At 59.8% G+C, this 16,937-nt stretch carries 22 protein-coding genes and 2 tRNA genes; 17 read left to right on the plus strand and 7 right to left on the minus strand.

What is annotated here, in order from left to right; genetic code table 11:
• Positions 1-11 precede the first annotated feature (11 nt).
• The 6 genes from NL154_RS08115 (at position 12) to NL154_RS08140 (ending at position 6,652) form a co-directional block, all read left to right on the plus strand.
• Positions 12-1,550, plus strand: a complete 1,539-nt coding sequence (locus NL154_RS08115; RefSeq protein ID WP_434733876.1) for a sugar ABC transporter ATP-binding protein — start codon at positions 12-14, stop codon at positions 1,548-1,550.
• Positions 1,547-2,542: an ABC transporter permease gene (locus tag NL154_RS08120; protein ID WP_210628156.1), complete on the plus strand. Its 996-nt coding sequence runs from the start codon at positions 1,547-1,549 to the stop codon at positions 2,540-2,542. The genes NL154_RS08115 and NL154_RS08120 overlap by 4 nt, the downstream gene beginning before the upstream one ends.
• Positions 2,539-3,519, plus strand: a complete 981-nt coding sequence (locus tag NL154_RS08125; protein WP_210628155.1) for an ABC transporter permease — start codon at positions 2,539-2,541, stop codon at positions 3,517-3,519. Before NL154_RS08120 ends, NL154_RS08125 begins: the two co-directional genes overlap by 4 nt.
• A gap of 323 nt (positions 3,520-3,842) precedes the next feature.
• The gene (locus NL154_RS08130; protein ID WP_434733877.1) at positions 3,843-4,502 is read left to right on the plus strand and encodes a peroxiredoxin; all 660 of its coding nucleotides are present in this window, start codon (positions 3,843-3,845) and stop codon (positions 4,500-4,502) included.
• Between the two features lie 146 nt (positions 4,503-4,648).
• Positions 4,649-5,605 (plus strand): lytic transglycosylase domain-containing protein, encoded by a 957-nt coding sequence (locus NL154_RS08135; RefSeq protein ID WP_221154919.1) that lies wholly within the window; start codon positions 4,649-4,651, stop codon positions 5,603-5,605.
• A gap of 93 nt (positions 5,606-5,698) precedes the next feature.
• Positions 5,699-6,652, plus strand: a complete 954-nt coding sequence (locus tag NL154_RS08140) for an NAD-dependent epimerase/dehydratase family protein (RefSeq protein ID WP_434733878.1) — start codon at positions 5,699-5,701, stop codon at positions 6,650-6,652.
• Between the two features lie 24 nt (positions 6,653-6,676).
• Here NL154_RS08140 and NL154_RS08145 read toward each other — a convergent pair whose 3' ends face one another.
• Positions 6,677-7,942 (minus strand): glycerate kinase type-2 family protein, encoded by a 1,266-nt coding sequence (locus NL154_RS08145; protein WP_221164824.1) that lies wholly within the window; start codon positions 7,940-7,942, stop codon positions 6,677-6,679.
• Between the two features lie 192 nt (positions 7,943-8,134).
• Between NL154_RS08145 and NL154_RS08150 the strand changes: the two genes are divergently transcribed.
• Positions 8,135-8,434, plus strand: coding sequence for a DUF6074 family protein (locus tag NL154_RS08150; RefSeq protein ID WP_210628150.1), 300 nt, complete (start codon positions 8,135-8,137; stop codon positions 8,432-8,434).
• A 217-nt stretch (positions 8,435-8,651) separates the two neighbouring features.
• Complete coding sequence (locus NL154_RS08155; RefSeq protein ID WP_210628149.1) at positions 8,652-9,059, plus strand: low affinity iron permease family protein; 408 nt, start codon at positions 8,652-8,654, stop codon at positions 9,057-9,059.
• 12 nt (positions 9,060-9,071) lie between these two features.
• On the opposite strand, the gene NL154_RS08160 is transcribed toward NL154_RS08155, so the two are convergent.
• Positions 9,072-9,431, minus strand: a complete 360-nt coding sequence (locus NL154_RS08160) for a low affinity iron permease family protein (RefSeq protein WP_210628148.1) — start codon at positions 9,429-9,431, stop codon at positions 9,072-9,074.
• A 204-nt stretch (positions 9,432-9,635) separates the two neighbouring features.
• A complete protein-coding gene (locus NL154_RS08165) occupies positions 9,636-10,556 on the minus strand; it encodes a hypothetical protein (RefSeq protein WP_434733879.1) in 921 nt (306 codons plus the stop codon).
• A gap of 177 nt (positions 10,557-10,733) precedes the next feature.
• On the opposite strand from NL154_RS08165, the gene NL154_RS08170 reads away from it, so the two are divergent.
• Positions 10,734-10,946, plus strand: coding sequence for a hypothetical protein (locus tag NL154_RS08170; RefSeq protein ID WP_210628146.1), 213 nt, complete (start codon positions 10,734-10,736; stop codon positions 10,944-10,946).
• A 74-nt stretch (positions 10,947-11,020) separates the two neighbouring features.
• On the opposite strand, the gene NL154_RS08175 is transcribed toward NL154_RS08170, so the two are convergent.
• Entirely contained in the window at positions 11,021-11,269 is a 249-nt protein-coding gene (locus tag NL154_RS08175; protein ID WP_434733880.1) for a hypothetical protein, read from the minus strand.
• Between the two features lie 193 nt (positions 11,270-11,462).
• Here NL154_RS08175 and NL154_RS08180 point away from each other — a divergent pair, with 193 nt between their 5' ends.
• From NL154_RS08180 to NL154_RS08195, 4 genes are all read left to right on the plus strand, one after another.
• Entirely contained in the window at positions 11,463-11,804 is a 342-nt protein-coding gene (locus NL154_RS08180) for an oxidoreductase (protein ID WP_434733881.1), read from the plus strand.
• Positions 11,805-12,097: 293 nt separating this feature from the next.
• Entirely contained in the window at positions 12,098-12,277 is a 180-nt protein-coding gene (locus NL154_RS08185) for a hypothetical protein (RefSeq protein WP_434733882.1), read from the plus strand.
• A gap of 195 nt (positions 12,278-12,472) precedes the next feature.
• Positions 12,473-12,676, plus strand: a complete 204-nt coding sequence (locus NL154_RS08190) for a CsbD family protein (RefSeq protein ID WP_221146532.1) — start codon at positions 12,473-12,475, stop codon at positions 12,674-12,676.
• Positions 12,677-12,987: 311 nt separating this feature from the next.
• On the plus strand, positions 12,988-13,302 hold the full coding sequence (locus tag NL154_RS08195) for a hypothetical protein (RefSeq protein ID WP_221146533.1): 315 nt from the start codon (positions 12,988-12,990) through the stop codon (positions 13,300-13,302).
• A 298-nt stretch (positions 13,303-13,600) separates the two neighbouring features.
• On the opposite strand, the gene NL154_RS08200 is transcribed toward NL154_RS08195, so the two are convergent.
• Positions 13,601-13,675: transfer RNA gene (locus tag NL154_RS08200), tRNA-Asn, on the minus strand.
• 117 nt (positions 13,676-13,792) lie between these two features.
• Here NL154_RS08200 and NL154_RS08205 point away from each other — a divergent pair.
• A complete protein-coding gene (locus NL154_RS08205; protein ID WP_210628143.1) occupies positions 13,793-14,110 on the plus strand; it encodes a hypothetical protein in 318 nt (105 codons plus the stop codon).
• Between the two features lie 94 nt (positions 14,111-14,204).
• Positions 14,205-14,492, plus strand: coding sequence for a hypothetical protein (locus NL154_RS08210; protein ID WP_210628142.1), 288 nt, complete (start codon positions 14,205-14,207; stop codon positions 14,490-14,492).
• Between the two features lie 53 nt (positions 14,493-14,545).
• Here the strand turns inward: NL154_RS08210 and NL154_RS08215 are convergent, their stop codons facing one another.
• Entirely contained in the window at positions 14,546-14,884 is a 339-nt protein-coding gene (locus NL154_RS08215) for a KTSC domain-containing protein (protein WP_210628141.1), read from the minus strand.
• A 108-nt stretch (positions 14,885-14,992) separates the two neighbouring features.
• The gene (locus NL154_RS08220) at positions 14,993-15,256 is read right to left on the minus strand and encodes a hypothetical protein (protein ID WP_210628140.1); all 264 of its coding nucleotides are present in this window, start codon (positions 15,254-15,256) and stop codon (positions 14,993-14,995) included.
• A 268-nt stretch (positions 15,257-15,524) separates the two neighbouring features.
• Here NL154_RS08220 and NL154_RS08225 point away from each other — a divergent pair.
• Positions 15,525-15,598, plus strand: a tRNA-Cys gene (locus NL154_RS08225).
• A 457-nt stretch (positions 15,599-16,055) separates the two neighbouring features.
• A complete protein-coding gene (locus NL154_RS08230) occupies positions 16,056-16,721 on the plus strand; it encodes a protein-L-isoaspartate O-methyltransferase family protein (RefSeq protein WP_210628139.1) in 666 nt (221 codons plus the stop codon).
• The last annotated feature ends 216 nt before the right edge of the window (positions 16,722-16,937 follow it).

A 16,937-nucleotide genomic window follows, 5' to 3' on the forward strand; every position in this document is an offset into this window, starting at 1 on the left:
AGGCTGGACGCATGACTTTGTCCGAACCGATTTTCCGCATGGAAGGCATATCGAAGCGTTATGGCGGAGCCGTCGCGCTTAAGGATGCCCATATCGCCATTCGGCCAGGGGCGATTCATGCCGTCCTTGGCGAGAACGGCGCCGGCAAGTCCACACTGATCAAGATCATGGCGGGCGTCGTGGCGCCGGACGAAGGACACATGCTGCTTGATGGCAAGGAGGTCACCTTTGCCTCGCCGGCGGCCGCCAACGCCGCGGGCATCGTGTGCGTTTTCCAAGAGCTTTCGCTCATTCCCGATCTCTCTGTCGCCGATAACATCGTCATCAGCCATCCGCCACAGAGGTTCGGCATGATAGACCGGCACAAGCAGCGCAAGATAGCCGAGGAAGCGCTGGCTCGCGCCGGCGCGTCCGATATCCATCCTTCAGTATTGGTCAAAGAGCTACCCTTGTCTCGACGGCAAATGGTGGAGATTGCCAAGGCACTTGCCCGCGAGCCGCGACTGATGATCCTCGATGAGGCTACGTCGGCGCTGACGCAGGCGGATGTCGAAAAGGTCTTCGCCGTACTGAAGCGCCTGCGCGCCGAAGGGATGGCGCTTATCTACATCTCTCACCGCATGCACGAAATCGCCCAGCTGGCCGATGACTGCACGGTGTTCCGCAACGGCCGCAGCATCGAATCCTACCCGGCGGGCACCAAGAGCGATCAGCAGGTAGTCGAACTGATGATCGGCCGTGAATACACCAATGTCTTCCCGCCGAAGCCCGCGCATCGACCGGAGAAAAAACCGATCCTTTCCTGCCGCGATCTTTCCTGGGGCGATCGGCTCTCCGGCATCACTTTCGACATCAGGCCCGGCGAGATCGTCGGCCTCGGCGGGCTGGACGGCCAGGGGCAGCGCGATTTGCTGCTGGCCTTCTTCGGCGTGCTGCGTGACCTGAAAGGGGAGATCGCGATCGACGGCATGCCGGTCAGACTGAAGAGTCCCCGTCATGCCAAGTCTAGCGGCATATCCATGGCGTTGATCCCCGAGGACAGGAAGACCGAAGGGTTGATGCTGCCAATGACCGTGCGCGAGAACCTCTCGATTGCAGCCCTCGACCGCGTTTCGCGTAATGGCGTCATTGATCGGACGGCAGAGCGTCGCGAAATCGACGAACTGTTCAAGCTTCTGGCAATCAAGGCTGCGACGATCGACATGCCCGTTGCAGGCCTCTCAGGCGGCAACCAGCAGAAGGTGGTCATCGCCAAATGGCTGATGAACCGGCCGCGCATCATCCTGCTCAACGATCCGACGCGCGGCATAGACGTCGGCACCAAGCAGGAAATCTATCTGCTGCTGCGCAAGCTTGCGGATGCCGGAGCGGCCATCATCTTCTACTCCACCGACTATGACGAACTGATCGGATGCTGCGACCGGGTACTCGTCATGTATGATGGAAGCATTGTCCGCGAGCTTGAAGGCGCCGATATCAACGAACATGAGTTGATCGGCGCCGCGCTCAATATCGGCGGCGACCACGCACAACAAAGGACAGCGCCATGACAAGACTGGCTTTCGGCGAACGACGGTTTTGGTATGCGCAACAGAAGGGGACGTTGTTTGCCGCACTGCTCTTCATCGCCATGTTCGCCCTCTACGTTTCGAACCACCCGGCGGGTTTCACCCCCAATGTCGTGCAGACGGCATCGAATAAGGCGACGCTGCTTGCCTTTGTAGCGATGGCCCAGTGCCTGGTCGTCATCACCGCCGGCATTGACCTTTCGGCCGGCATGGTTTTGGTCCTCTGCAATTGCATTGCCTCCTGGCTGGTCGTCGGAACGCCGCTGGAGACGGCGGCGGGCGTCGTCGTGGTGCTGTTTGCCGGACTCGGCTGCGGCATGCTGAACGGGCTCATTATTATCTTCGGCCGGCTGCAGCCGATTGTCACGACGATTGCGACCAGCGCGATTTTCTACGGCTTGGCGCTATTGCTGCGGCCGACTCCCGGAGGCTCGGTCAACGAGGATCTGGCCGATGCGTTCACCTCGAAGCTTTTCGGGATCGTTCCGGCAAGCCTCACCGTCCTTCTCGCAGTCATCATCGTCATCTGGATACCGTTCAGCCGCTCGACGATAGGCAGGGCAGCCTATGCCGTCGGGTCGGCCGAGAATGCCGCCTTCATGTCGGCGATGCCGGTCAAGCGGGCAAAACTTGCCGCCTATGCCTTGGCCGGGCTCCTTTCGGCGATCGGCGGGCTCTATCTCACCTTCTTCTCCTATACCGGCGAAGCGGCCCTGGCGAGCGGCAACGCCTACACACTCTATTCGATTGCGGCGGTGGTGCTCGGCGGCGTTTCCCTCGCTGGCGGCAAGGGAAGTGCCGTCGGCGCCGTCTTCGGAGCCTTGGCATTCCGCACGATCGGCGACCTGCTGTTCGTCTTCGATTTCGATCCGCTTTGGCAGCCCCTTTTCCAGGGCGTCGTGTTGATGCTGGCGATCAGTATCGGCTGCGTCGGCCTTTCGAGGGTCCGCAATCGGCTGGAGTGGTTTCAATGAGCGAGGAAACTACTTTACGGCAGCTTCGAATGCCTGCACGGCTGCGCGGCGTCGATCCGGCGGTCGCCACCGCTTTCGGATGCATCATCCTGCTGCTGCTCGCTGGCTCAATTTATTCGCGGAATTTCCTGTCGCCCGATTATCTTCTGCAGCAGTTGAAGGTGGCCTCCTTCCTCGGTGTCATCGCCACCGGCATGATGGCGGTTATCCTGCTCGGCCAAATCGACCTTTCTGTCCCGTGGGTCGTGACCACAGGCGCGATGATGGCCTGCGCCGCGACGGCTTACGGAACGACGGGTTCGATCCTGGCAATCCCCTTCGGCATTTTCTGCGGATGCGCGATCGGCCTCGTCAATGGCGTGGCGGTCGCTTACCTCCGAATTCCCTCGATGATCATCACTTTGGCCACCAACGCTGTCGCGCAAGGGCTGATGGTCGTTTACACCGGCGGCTTCTCTCCCCAGGATTCGGCCTCGCCGGCCATGCGATTTCTCGCGGCCGGATATACCGTTCCCGGGCTACCGAATGGCGTTCTCGTCTGGTTCCTGATCGGCCTGCTTGCGGTCTTCCTGCTGACGCGCACGACCTTCGGCCGATCGCTTTATGCCATCGGAAACCGTGAGCGCGCCGCCTATCTGTCCGGCATCGACACACGCCGCATTACGCTTCTTGCCTTCGTCATGTCAGGGGGGCTCAGCGCGCTCGGGGGCGTGTTGCTGGCGGGTTACGCGTCGAAGGCGTCGCAATCCATGGGCGACGCCTATCTGCTGCCCTCGATTGCCGCCGTCGTCCTCGGCGGCACTCACGTGCTCGGCGGCAAAGGGTCCTATCTCGGGACAGTTGCCGGCGTCATCCTGATTACGCTGCTGCAGTCGATCCTTTCTGTAATGCAGATCGAGGAAGCAGGCCGCCAACTCATTTATGGCGCTGTCATCATCAGCATGCTCCTGCTTTACGGCCGCCAGCGGCCGATCTGACGGGCAGGTCCGGACTGCAGACCTCGCCGATCCGGCGCTGCTACGGCTTCGGTTCTCCAGCGACCGATAGAAAGACGATCGGTCTTGTTCTCGCGACAGGGCCGGAAAAATAATACCGGGCGCCGGCCGCAAATCGGAAGAGAATGCCTTCGGTTCTCGTGGTATATGGCTTAAGGAAATGCGACGAAGATCTTGGGATGGGACGGTTTTCTGTCCGCAGCTGCTGCGATCCGTAAATTGCGGTCGACGAAACCTCCGGCAGCCAGCGTCAGTGACCGCCATTTGAGATAACGAAACCCGACAACGGCTTTGGAGGGCCGACCATGAGCTTACGTATCAACGACATCGCTCCCGATTTCACCGCCGACACGACAGAGGGACCGATCAGCTTCCATGATTGGATCGGCAACGGCTGGGCCGTGCTGTTCTCGCACCCGAAGAATTTCACGCCTGTCTGCACGACGGAGCTCGGCGCCATGGCCGGCCTCGCTGACGAGTTTTCCAAGCGCGGCGTCAAGATCATCGGCATCTCCGTCGATCCGGTAGAAAGCCATGCCAAGTGGAAAGGTGATATCAAGACCGCAACCGGCTTCGACGTCGATTATCCCCTGATCGGCGATAAGGACCTGAAGGTCGCCAAACTCTATGACATGCTGCCGGCCGGCGCCGGCGACAGCTCCGAAGGCCGCACGCCTGCCGACAACGCGACGGTGCGTTCGGTCTTCGTCATCGGCCCGGATAAGAAGATCAAGCTGATCCTGACCTATCCGATGACGACGGGCCGCAATTTCAACGAGATCCTGCGCGCCATCGACTCCATCCAGCTGACGGCCAAGCACCAGGTGGCGACGCCGGCGAACTGGAATCAGGGCGAAGATGTCATCATCACCGCCGCCGTTTCCAACGACGACGCGATCGCGCGTTTCGGCTCCTTCGATACGGTTCTGCCCTATCTCAGGAAGACGAAGCAGCCATCGGCCTGAAACGGCTTTCAAATCCGTTCCCGGAGCCGCCGCGGCCATTGCCCGGCGGCTTTTTCATGCCCGCATTGCGAAATGGGGAAGCTTCGCGCCTTGATCGATGTTATCTAACATGAGCGTCGCGATGGAAGTTAACCTGCTGAGATCCGATGATAGGGCGAAAGCGTCAGTCCGGCATTTTGAGGAGATCGGCGAAGGCCTTGCTTTCGCTCTCCTTTCTGTTTTCCGCCGTCGACACGCCGAAAGCTCAGCCGGAAGAGAGTGCTGCCGAGCCGGCCTGTCTCTATTCGGGACCCTCGGCCTCGGGATCGGGCGAGAGGCTCTGCATCCGCAAAGACAGTTTCAATCGTGACCTCTGCAATGCGATCGAGCATTTCGCCGAGGCCAGTCGGTTGCCGCCAGCTTATTTCGCTCGGCTCATCTGGCGCGAAAGCACGTTTCGCCCCGACGCGGTCAGCTTCAAGGGCGCGCAGGGCATTGCGCAGTTCATGCCTGGAACGGCGAAACTTCGCGGCCTCGAGGACAGCTATCAGGCGCTGGAAGCCTTGAGGAAATCGGCGCAATATCTCGACGAGTTGCGTAACCGTTTCGGCAATCTCGGCCTTGCCGCCGCCGCCTATAACGCCGGCGAAAATGGTCTTGCGACTTACCTTACATCAGGCAGGTTACCCTACGAGACGCGTAACTACGTGATGGCGATCACCGCGCATACGGTCGAGGAGTGGAAGGACAATCCGCCTGAAGACGCGGCCGTCCCGCTGGACAGGAACAAGCCCTTCCTCGAAGGCTGCGTGGCGCTCGCCGAAAGCCGGATATTGAAGGACACGCCTTGGCGTCAGGAGGGCATTTGGGCACCCTGGGGCATCCAGCTGGCGGCGAATGCAGATATGGCGGTGGCGCGGCGCATGTTTCGCGATGCCGTGCAGGATCTGCCGGCGCCATTGAATGCGGAGCAGCCGTTGATCTTGCGCCAGCGCGATCGCAGCTTCGGGTTCCGCCCGCGTTACGCCGCCCGTATCGCCCGGCAGACACGTATGGAGGCCAACGACGTCTGCAGCCAGATCCGCAAGCATGGCGGCACCTGCCTCGTTTTCAGGAACCAATAGCAGGCCTGCCCCATTCGCGGCGAAAAGTCTGCTTGCGGGATCGCCGGACGGAGCAGCATAGTCGCAGCGGATCATGCCATCGGGAGGAAGACAATGCGTGTTTTGGTCATTGGGGCAACGGGCCACGTCGGAACCTATCTCATTCCCCGTCTAGTGGAGGCGGGTCACGACGTCGTCACCATCAGCCGCGGCGCGGCAAAGCCTTATACGGCAAACCGCGCCTGGGCCTCCGTCGATCAGCGACAGATGGACCGGGTAGAGATGGAGCGGAAGGGTGATTTCGGTCCGGCCGTGCGGGAAGTGAAAGCCGATATCGTCATCGATATGATCTGCTTCACGCTGGAAAGCGCCGAGCAGCTGGTGACGGCGCTGTCAGGGCATGTCGGCCACTTCCTGCATACCGGCACGATCTGGACACATGGATATCCGGTGGCCGTGCCGACACGGGAGGAAGCGCCGAAGTCTCCGTTCGGTGACTATGGCATCCAGAAGGCGGCGATCGAGACCTATCTGCTGCAGAAGGCAAGACTTCGGGGTTTTCCGGCGACCGTCATTCATCCCGGCCACATTGTCGGCCCCGGATGGGCGCCGCTCAATCCGGCCGGCAATTTTAATCTGCAGGTCTTTTCGACCCTGGCCCGCGGAGAGGATCTGGCGCTGCCCAATTTCGGCCTGGAGACCGTTCATCACGTCCATGCCGATGACGTGGCGGCGATGTTCATGGATGCGATCGCCAATCGGAACGCATCGATCGGCGAAAGTTTCCATGCGGTATCGGAGCAGGCCGTGACGCTTCGCGGTTACGCCGAATCCATCTCGCGATGGTTCGGGCGCGACCCGAAGCTCACCTTCGCGCCCTTCGACGTTTGGGCGAAAGGCCAGACGGCCGAGGACGCGGAGGCGACATGGGAGCACATCGCCCGCAGTCCGAACTGCTCGATTGCCAAAGCCCGGCGCCTGTTGGGCTATACCCCGAGATATACATCTCTGCAGGCGGTGCGGGAATCAGTCGGCTGGCTGGTCGGGCAGGGGCGGATCAAGACCTGATCGCCGGTTAATCGTTCATGGGCTCTAATGGATGAGGATCGCTCGGAAATCGTTGACGTTGGTTCCGGTCGGACCGGTCTCGAAGAGATCGTCGATCGCCTGGAACGCCGTGTAGCTGTCATTGCCGTCGAGCAGCCGGCGCGGATCGAGCCCGGCGGCTCGCAGACGCTTCACCGTGCCGCCATCGGCAAAGGCGCCGGCATTGTCTTCCGAGCCGTCAATCCCATCCGTGTCGGCAGCGAGCACATCAATACCGTCTTGCCCATCGATCGCAAGCGCCATGGCAAGGGTGAATTCGCCATTGCGCCCGCCCTTGCCGCCCTTGGCTCTCAGCGTCACCGTCGTCTCGCCGCCGGACAGGAGGACGACCGGCTTCGAGAATGGCCTGTTCCGCCCGAGAACCTCGCGGGCGATGGCCGCATGCACCAGCGCCACGTCACGCGATTCGCCTTCGATGGCATCCGAAAGGATTGCCGGCGTGATCCCTTGCGATTCCGCCTTGGCGGCCGCCGCCGCCAGCGAAACGCCGGCAGAGGCGATGATGTGATGCTGGTGCCGCAGGAATACCGGATCGTCCGGCCGCGGTGCATCTGCCTTCGGCGAGTTCAGATGGTCGAGCGCGGCCTGCGGCAACTGCAATCCATATTGCCTGATAATCTCCAGCGCTTCGTGCCGTGTTGAACCGTCGGGCACCGTCGGCCCGGAGGCGACATGGGCCGGGTTGTCGCCAGGAATGTCGGAAACAATCAGGCTGACGAGTCTCGCTTTCGTCGCCGCCGCCAGTCTGCCGCCCTTGATGGTGGAGAGATGTTTGCGCACCACATTCATCGCCGAAATCGGCGCGCCCGAAGCAAGCAGCATTTCGTTGAGCGCAATCTCGTCTTCGAGCGTCAACCCCTCCGGCGGGGCGGGCAGCAGCGCCGAGCCGCCGCCGCAGATCAGCGCGATCACCAGATCGTCTTCCGTCAACCGGTTCACCGTTTCCATCAACCGCCTCGCGGCAGCGAATCCCGCAGCGTCGGGCACCGGGTGGGCTGCCTCGATGATCTCGATGAAGCGTGTTTCGCAGCCATAGCCGTATCGCGTGACCACCAACCCCTCGATCGGTCCGTCCCATGCGCTTTCGAGCGCCCGCGCCATCTGCGCCGCGCCCTTGCCGGCGCCAATCACGACGGTTCTTCCTTTCGGTTTCTCCGGCAGGTGCGATTTGATGCTGGTCAGCGGATCGGCGGCGAGAACCGCCGCGTCGAACAGGCTTTTCAGGAAATCACGGGGGGTGGTTATCGTCATCGGTGGTCTCTGCTGCCTCACGGTTCGATCATGATGGGGACTGTCGGCGCATCGGCGTGGCGGCGTCAAGGCCGAAGATGCGATGATCTGACGGCAGGACGCAGAGTCTGGCCATTGAAAGAGGCGAACGAATAGAAAGCATTAACCATCGTCCCGTAGACAACATATAGGATCAAAGGAAACCTGTATTCGATGGCCACTGAAACGACCCGCCGCCCCGCCGCCTCTCACGAAGGCAAGGTTATTGCCTTTCCCTCCGCAACCGGAACCGCCAACGTCGAGCGTTGCGCTCGGGAACTCGGCCGCCGGCATGGTGCGGACGCGATCGAATTTTGGAAGGCCGAGTGCCGCAGGCTTGCCGATCAGCTTCTGGCCGCGGGAATGCCGGAGAGCGAAGTCCGCCAGCGGGTGATGGAGTTTCAGCAAGATGTCCAGATCGAACTGGTCCTCACCCACCAGAAGCAGGCTGTTGCCAAATCGCGGAAACGCTGATGCGTGGCAGCTGGAAGTGGGCAGCAGTTCCAGCTGTAGTTATAACGTTATTGCGCGTCGCACCCATCAGGTTTAACCCTACGCATCTGACCTGCAATCTCTTGCATTGGTGCGCTGCCTGCCGTCTGGACCTCGCTCGACGGCATGAGGAACTTCCGCCCGGATCTGGAGTTGATGTTGTCGATTGACAGCATTGACGCTGCGGGAGCCTTCTTGAATGTCGAACAAATCCAACTTCTTCTCTTCCTTCGCAACCGCCGTCGCCGAGCTGTCGGGAAGGCCGTTCACCTTTGTCGCGGCACTGACGCTCGTCCTCGTCTGGGCAGTGTCCGGGCCGTATTTCGATTATTCCGAAACGTGGCAGCTTGTGATCAACACGACGACCACCATCATCACCTTTCTGATGGTGTTTGTGTTGCAGAACAGCCAGAACCGTGACGGAAAGGCTCTGCAGGCCAAGCTCGACGAGCTCATTTTGACCAGCCAGGCCGCCAACAAGTTCGTCGGCATCGAAAAGCTGGACGAGGGCGAGCTCAGGGAAATGAGCAAGACGCTTTCAGAAAAAGCTGAAAGCATGGAGGAGAAGGCGGAGGAGAAATCTGGCGCAGAGGCAACGTCTGACTAACTGCTTCGCACTTCAGGTTCGCCTCGCCGAAATCTGGTCTCGATGCTGCTGCCGCATGCCTTCAATGGCGTCGACATCTTTCTTCTCCGCCGCAATCCAATGGTTTCCTGCCTCACTCGATCGAATCAGTTCGTCAAGCTTGGTATGCAGCGCCTTCATGTCCCGATTTTGGGAGTGCTGCACCAGCAGCAAAATGAAGAATGTAATGAGTGTCCCCACCATGTTGGTCAGCAAGAACCACTGTCGGGGGAAGGAAAAGCTCAAACCCACCGCGGTCCATGTGGCTGTGAACGCGACCAGCGCGGCAGGAAGCACATGATGCCCTGCCCATGATACGGCGAGGTCGGAAATCTCTCGAAAGCGCCAGCGCATACGGCTCTCCACAGCCCGTATAAAGGAAGATGGAGCAGATCGGAGCCGTGTCCATCAACCAAAGCGCGTTGCATGTCGTTACCGCAAAACCCGGCCTGGTTTTTGCGCGACAATTGCCTGGATGGTCGCGGATAATCCAACCTCCGGAAAGCCGGGCCATCTCAGGGGGCGCAGCATTCAGCTTGCGCCCCATGGGTGCATCCATCAGAGCCGGGAAGTGACGACGAGATCTTCCTCTGCGTCGCGTTGCGATCCTCCCAGAGCCGCAGCCGCAGCGGCTATGAAAGCGCCGACCAGAAGCGACAAGGATCCAAGCAATGCCGTGGTCGAGGCGGCTTTTCGTGCCTCGTCGGCAGCCTTCTGGGTGGCGGCCTTGGCGTCGTCGATACGCTTCAGCACCGCATCCACGCGGGTGCGCGCATCGGCTTCGGAAAGACCGGTTCGCGCAGAGACGATAGTGGCGAGATAGGCCTTGTCCTCATCTGGAACTTGCCCTTCGGCAGCGCCATTGAGGAGGATGCGGGAGACTTCCGATGTTGCCGCAGCATCGTTGGATGTCGCTGCCGCGCGCGCCTGATCAGGGCGTAGCAACGCGTCGGCAAAATAGGCGGTGGAAAGATCCAGCGGCGAGGTTGACGAGGTTGCTGCAGCCGTACCGGCGACCGCAGCAGTCGAGCCAACGGCTTGCGCGGCCGATCCCACCGCCTGTGCTCCGGCACCGGCGAGCGATGTCAGCGACGATGCGAGGAATCCGGCGACAAAGATGGTCGCCAAAGCCCAGCTTAGGAAACCATGCGCGGTGTCGCGGAAGAAAACCTCATCGGTATGGACGGCCGCCCATTTTGTGCGCAGGCGGCCGGTTACATAGCCTCCGAGTGCGGAGGAGAGCCATTGCACGACGACGAGCCAGATCGCAGCTGTGATGCCGAGCGTGCCGAGCGAACTGCTTTGCCCCGACCAGGGCGACACCATCGTCAGCCCAAGCCCGGATCCCAGAAGCAGGAGGATGAGGGTCACTCCGATGGCGGCGGCTGCGCCACCGAAAATGGGTCCCCATGTCATGGCGGATTTGGAGGATTCGACCGGAGTGGCAACCTCTCCGGAACCTGTCACTGAAACCGACATGATCCGTTCCTATCGCATAAACAGAGCCAGAAGAATGATGATAGGCAGTGGAACGCCAAGCAGCCAAAGTAGAATACCGCGACCCATGAGAGACCTCCTGTCCAAGGCGACGTTACGTGGTTGATGCCACACAACTTTTAAGCACGGCGTTTGTTCCCGCCGGTGGAAGCGGTCGGTTTGAAGCGCGCTGGTTTCCTTTCAATCGCGCGGCAGCATTTGAAGGAGCAGCAGATTGCCGGAGCGGTTGCCGCATCCTTGGCATTGAAGGCGTTTGGCCAGACCGGCGAGAGTCAGGTTCTGGCCGCAGCGCCGGGCAACATCCCGCCGGTCGATAAACATCTGGCGGCGACATATGCGGCAATGGCCGTAAATGACAAACCACTCCGGTAACGTCGCCAATGTTGCCTCTTCGATTTCGACGGCGTGGCGATCAGGGGGCGCGAGGCCGATACCGCGACGATGTCTCATCGCCTTTCAAAACTCGTAGTCCGTTCACATGCCATGCCGCGGCTCAGGTCCTTATCTCTCAGGGCAAGCTGAAGTCTGAGGTGATGGCAATCCAGCAGCAGCGTCGTAATGGCGGCACGGACGTCCCCTTGGTGAAAAGCGACAACTGCGTCGACTTCTCCTCTCAACGTTTCTTCTGCCAATTTCTCGGCTGCCTGCGGACGCACGACTTCGATCTCCTTCAGAGCTTCCAATTCGGTTTTCACCTGCCGCCTCGCCGATGTTCCTAGTATGTTCTCATCAACCCCGAGTCAAGAATGAAGGCGTTTCCGCGGCTCGTGGTCCTCAGTCGAGGCGGTGCGCGACGCAGGGACGTTCCTGTACGCTTTCGAACTGAAACAATCTCCAGGGGCTTTTGTTTGCTGCCTATCGGCGATGAAGCAGCGAGGAGGATATCCAATGCTTCTGAGAATGGTGGCAGTAACAGCAATCACGATTGGCCTGGCAACGTCGGCAATGGCGCAATCAAGCGGCGGCTCGGGATCGGGCAGCGGCAGCAGCGGCGGGGCTTCGGATTCCGGCAGCGGCACCATGTCTGGTTCGGACGCCAGCGGTTCCGGCAACACCAACTCCAGCGGTGCCGGCGCAAATACGACGGTCGGCGCCGGTGCGACCGGTGCGACCGGCTCCGGCGGCGATCCGAACGACTGTCAGCGCCAGCAGGCCGGCGGCACCGGCAACCCGGCTCCCACCTTCGGCAATAGCTCGACACAACCCGATGCGGCAAATGCGTGCCGGTGAAAGCTCGCGTCGCTTCATCAACTCGCCCCGGAAATCAGTATCGCTTCCGGGGCATGCGTCGGGTGCTTTCTGGTAATGCCGCCGGATTAGCCAGCGAGACCCCCAATCTGGCATCCCATTTTTACTAAGGAGGGCAGAAATTTCGCGACCGGAGCTGATATCCGTCGAGGAGAGCGCCTATATTTTCAGGCGTAAAGTGATTTCGGGGAGATGAGCTCGGGAAATGCTCCCGTTATTCCCGAGGGAGGGGCTCTCGCTCATCGAGCGCAGCGGAAATGGGAGAAGAAGTATCCATGAACAGATTTCGCGCAACTTTACCAGCTGCGGCAATTATTCTGGCGGCCATTGCCTCGGCGTGCTCGACACCGCCAAATTCATATGGCTCGGCATCGGGGTATCAGCCGGGCGATTCGATGAACCCGGCCTGCGCCGACGGCTTCCGACCTGGCGACGGGCGTTCGTGCAGCTATTAGGGCCTGCGCCGCTTCAAATCTGATGCGGGCATACTGAATCCCCTATCGAGCCCTCCGCCGGCATGAGCGAGGGCCAATTCTGTCACTCGCTGCCCACATGAAGAATTTTGGTTCTGCAATGGTTGGCGGCATGCCGAAGCGGAACCCTTATCGCTCGTCTCCGTTCCTCTTTCCTAACGATAGGAGGAATAAGCCATGGATTGGAACCGCGTCGAAGGTAACTGGAAGCAGATGAAGGGCAAAGTCAAGGAGCAGTGGGGCAAGCTGACGGACGACGATCTTGACGTCATCAACGGTAAGCGCGATCAGCTCGAAGGCAAGATCCAGGAGCGCTACGGCTACGAGAAAGACCGTACCCGGCGAGACATTGACGATTGGTATAGTCGCCAGACCTGGTAAGTCGCTTTGTCGGCGAACGGACCGGTAACTGGGCACGCCCAATTTAATGGGCGTGTCATTTTCGCATCCTTATCCGACGGATGCGGGCGGCAAGGCAGCAGCGCCGCGCCGCGTCGATAGCCGGTCGCCGCCGGCTAGCTGCCCGTGGGCGCTTGCTCTGTCCCTGCGCACAGCATGAAATTAATGGCCGGCTCGAGCACCACCCGCGATCACACCAGCGGCGCGTCGGCTGGTGTTTTCTGTGGGCGGGCAGTCGTTCATCGAAGGTTAATGCTTGTTAACCCAGAATCGCAGCTTGAAAGGATGCGCCGATGAAGATGCTTTTTTCCACACTTGCAGCCATTGTCTTGTCTGCATCTTTCGCCCTGCCGCTAAACGCCACGCCTATCGTCGTGCCGACTGCAGTACATGTGCATTCTCCCGACGTCGAGCAGGTCAAACACCGTCACCATGGTAATGGACATGCGTATGGCCACTGGAAGAAACATCGGTACGTGTACCGCGACTGCCGGTATTATGGCTCGTGCTATCGTCCGCGGTATTACGGCTCCCGCGACTATTACGGCTATCGCGACGATTACCCCTATCGTCGTCGGTCGGGTATGACCGTGTATTTTGATTTTTAGTCGGTAGCACCAGGGACACCAGCCTTGGACCCCACAAGCGCGCCGTCGGTCTCACCAGCCGGCGGCTCTTTTGTTTGAGTGGGGTGACCTGCGCCGTTACCTGTCTGGATCTGATCAACTGCGATACGAGGAGATCAAGGCGTCGGACAGGAGAGGAAGCTACATCAGTAGCCACAGAACTGTCGCAAAAAAGAAGGGTCGGGGCGGTATGGACCGATCGCCAAAGTGGAGAGGGGAGTGGAGAAACAAGTGCCTGTTTTTGGATTTCTCAACAAAAACAGACACTTATTCTCTAAAATGGCTCCCCGGGCCGGATTCGAACCGGCGACCTGTCGATTAACAGTCGAATGCTCTACCGCTGAGCTACCAGGGATCACTGCTTGGCGCGGTGTGAGTGGGCTAATACAAATGCTTGCCCGATTTGCCAAGCGGTTTTTTCAAAAAAATGAAATGAACTTGTATTTGGACAGTCTGCGCCCATCTCTGGGAAATGACAAATAGGAATGATCGCCAAGAGACAACGGGCAACGAGAAGCGCAGAGGGCGGGCAGGGCGCTTCGGTATCGACCACGTAAACCACAGGCTTGTGCTCGGCTCTTTCAGCATCGGTATGCCACGCTCACGCATCGGGCGGATGGCAATCGGCACGGCCCTCGTTTTCTGTGGATTGCTGGGCTTCCTGCCGGTCCTCGGTTTCTGGATGCTGCCGCTCGGCCTCCTGGTGCTCTCGCATGATCTTTCCATCGCCCGTCGGCTTCGGCGCCGGCTGGCAGTTTGGTGGCACAGGCGGCGAAAGCCGGCCGGGTAGCGGCGGTCGCCGGAGACGTCCTGCGGAACTTCGATCGTTTTCTGAATTGGTGCTTTATGGCGCTGAAACGTGCCATGATGGTCCGGGTGAGGATATGAAGCCATTTTTTGTTGTAGTCTTCTGGGTGGCGGCGATCGTCTCAGCCACATCAGCCGAGGCGCAGGCCGTGGACAGCCGCGGTTTTGACGCGAGCGGTATCTGCCGCCGCCCCGAAGGCTGCGTCATCGATCAAGGCCAAGGCGGCTATAATGGGCCGCGCAACTATCGCAATTTTAACGGCCGTAACGAGCGCGACGGCAACAACGATCGCGGTCGGGACGATCGCCGCTTTCGTTCCCAGAACAGGACCTCGCTTGAGAGCGTCGGTATCATCGCTGGCTGATGACGCAAGCCCGGTTGTCGAGTTCGATCTGGATGTATCCGGGTGAATCGATTCTAATTCGATCTCAGTTCGCTTTCCTCGAAAATCCCGCCATGGCCCGGATCAAGCTCGGTTGCCATCAAGAGACTGCAGGCGGCAAGAAGCAGAACGAGCTTCAGCCCGTGGACTGCCATTGAGCCCGATTGTCGACGGGCCGGTGGGACGCGCGATGGCGCGATATAGTATCGGTAATAGAAGTGTGGATCGTTCGTCTCCAGAAGGTTCTGATAGACATGTGGCGGAATGTTCGCATGTCTCACCGGCGCGGAACCAGCGAACTTTACGTGGAGATCCCGGGTCTCGGCATCATATGCCGCACGTCCCTGCCTTTCTTTTAGGGCAGCCCATTCCATCGCAGCTCCTATCCCTCCCACGGCGATAAGATGGCGGGCAGGCGCTCTAAGTCAAGTTGGGAGTTGTTCAAATACCGCCGGTTCTTCGTGTCCCGAGTGGCAGGCAATTCACCAGGATCGGCCGGCGTCGAAATCTTCGCACTCGTCCTCAGTCATCTGGCGGTGAACAAACTGGCCGTCGACGACCTTGCGCATCACGTGGCCGGTGATCGGCATCTTCGTGTTGATGTCGGTGACGGGTTCGGTAACGAGGGCATAGCCCCACTCGTCTTCCTTGCCTCCGTTCACATAGGCCATCGAGCTTCGCCTGAGCGTCGCAAGCAGTGAAAAGAACATGTCTTTGGCGGTCTCGCCGAATGTCGCGTCGTTCATGATTTCTCCCCAGAAAATGGGGATCAACCAAATCGGTTCGCATTACAATCCTAACTATTTGGGGGGATGCCGGAGGGCCGGACTTTTATTGGTATTTAGTTAACCGGCTATCATCATCAGAGGGTGTAGCCGGTCCCGGAGGATTTCCGCAAACGCCTATTCCGAATGAAAAAAGGATCACATTCAGAATGAAAGGTCTTGCGCTCATTCTAGAGCTGGTCTAAATCGCGGCCACCACACGATATTTTTCGATGTCGGTCACAGGTGAGGCCTCGTGGCGGAGTGGTGACGCAGAGGACTGCAAATCCTTGTACCCCGGTTCAATTCCGGGCGAGGCCTCCAATTTCTCCTCATGTCTGCTAAAGAGTTGCGAAACCTCGCTGATTTTCGAGGTGGCGGCTCGGCCGCACGCTATTTTACAGGCAAGCGTACACGTCTTGCGTCGCCCGCCTTAGATTGTCGCAGGCTCAATGCCAGCTACGCGGCAGCGCGCTTCGGCGCTCGGCCTCCTCAGGTCGTTTCACCGTCCAGCAGCCCGCAGCAGAAGATACCGATGAGCGCTGCGAGGATGAAGAAATCGAACAGGGTCAAATATTCGAAAATCGCAGACATGGCCTGCTCCTCCCACTTCTATGAATCATAACATGACGCGGTTGGGCATTCCACGCAGGCGTTGCGCCTGTGGCGTGAAAGAGGCGCCTGGCGGATTCTTTTCGCCGACCGCTGCCAAGCCTTGAAAGCATCCGTGGCGGGGATTAAGAGACGAGGGACAGGAACCGCTTTTCAAGAGCGAGAGGACATGATGGATTTCGAAGCAGCGCGCGCAAAGATGGTCGACACCCAAATCCGCACCACGGATGTTACCTCGCATTCCGTGCTGACGGCATTTCTGACGGTGCCGCGCGAGGCTTTCGTGCCGGAGAAGTCAAAGCTGCTCGCCTATATCGACACTGACGTCGAAATATCAGCCGCCGCACCGGGCAAGCCGGCCCGTTTCCTGATGGAGGCCTCGCCGCTCGCCAAGCTGCTGCAGCTGGCCGCCATCGGCAAAGACGATTTCGTGCTCGAGGTCGGCTGCGGCACGGGATATACATCGGCGCTGTTGTCGATCATCGCCGGCTCGGTCATTGCCCTCGAATGCGACGAGGCACTGGCTACCGAAGCGAAGGCAAAGCTTGCCGGCTACGGCAAGGTCGAGGTTGTGACCGGCCCCCTCGAAAAGGGCTACGCCGCCGGCGCGCCCTATGATCTGATCTTCGTCAACGGCGCGGTCGAGGAGGTTCCGGCCGCTCTTCTCGGTCAGCTTCGCGATGGCGGGCGTCTGGTCACCGTCGAAGGCTATGGCAATGCCGCTCGTGCCAAGGTCTTCGTCGCCGAGCGCGGCGCCATTTCGGAGAACGTCTTCTTCAACGCTTCGGTCAAGCCGCTGCCGGGTTTCGCCAAGGCGCGCGAATTCGTTTTCTGACGCCGTTCTCCCTGTTGAATTCGAGCGACGGGCGCCATTGGCGCCCGTTTTTGTCAGTGCTGCGGAAAAGCCTTCACAAACATCGTTTATTCTGACGCTGCCATCTCCGAATATCGGCGGCAAGCATTCGGTAACAAAACTGTGCATGGCTGCATTCATTTGATTCTCGATGATTTTTTTCGCGTCTGGGGTATTCTAAGGTCGTGGTGATTCGGA

The organism is Rhizobium sp. YTUHZ044, from assembly GCF_051123975.1.
GTDB lineage: Bacteria > Pseudomonadota > Alphaproteobacteria > Rhizobiales > Rhizobiaceae > Rhizobium.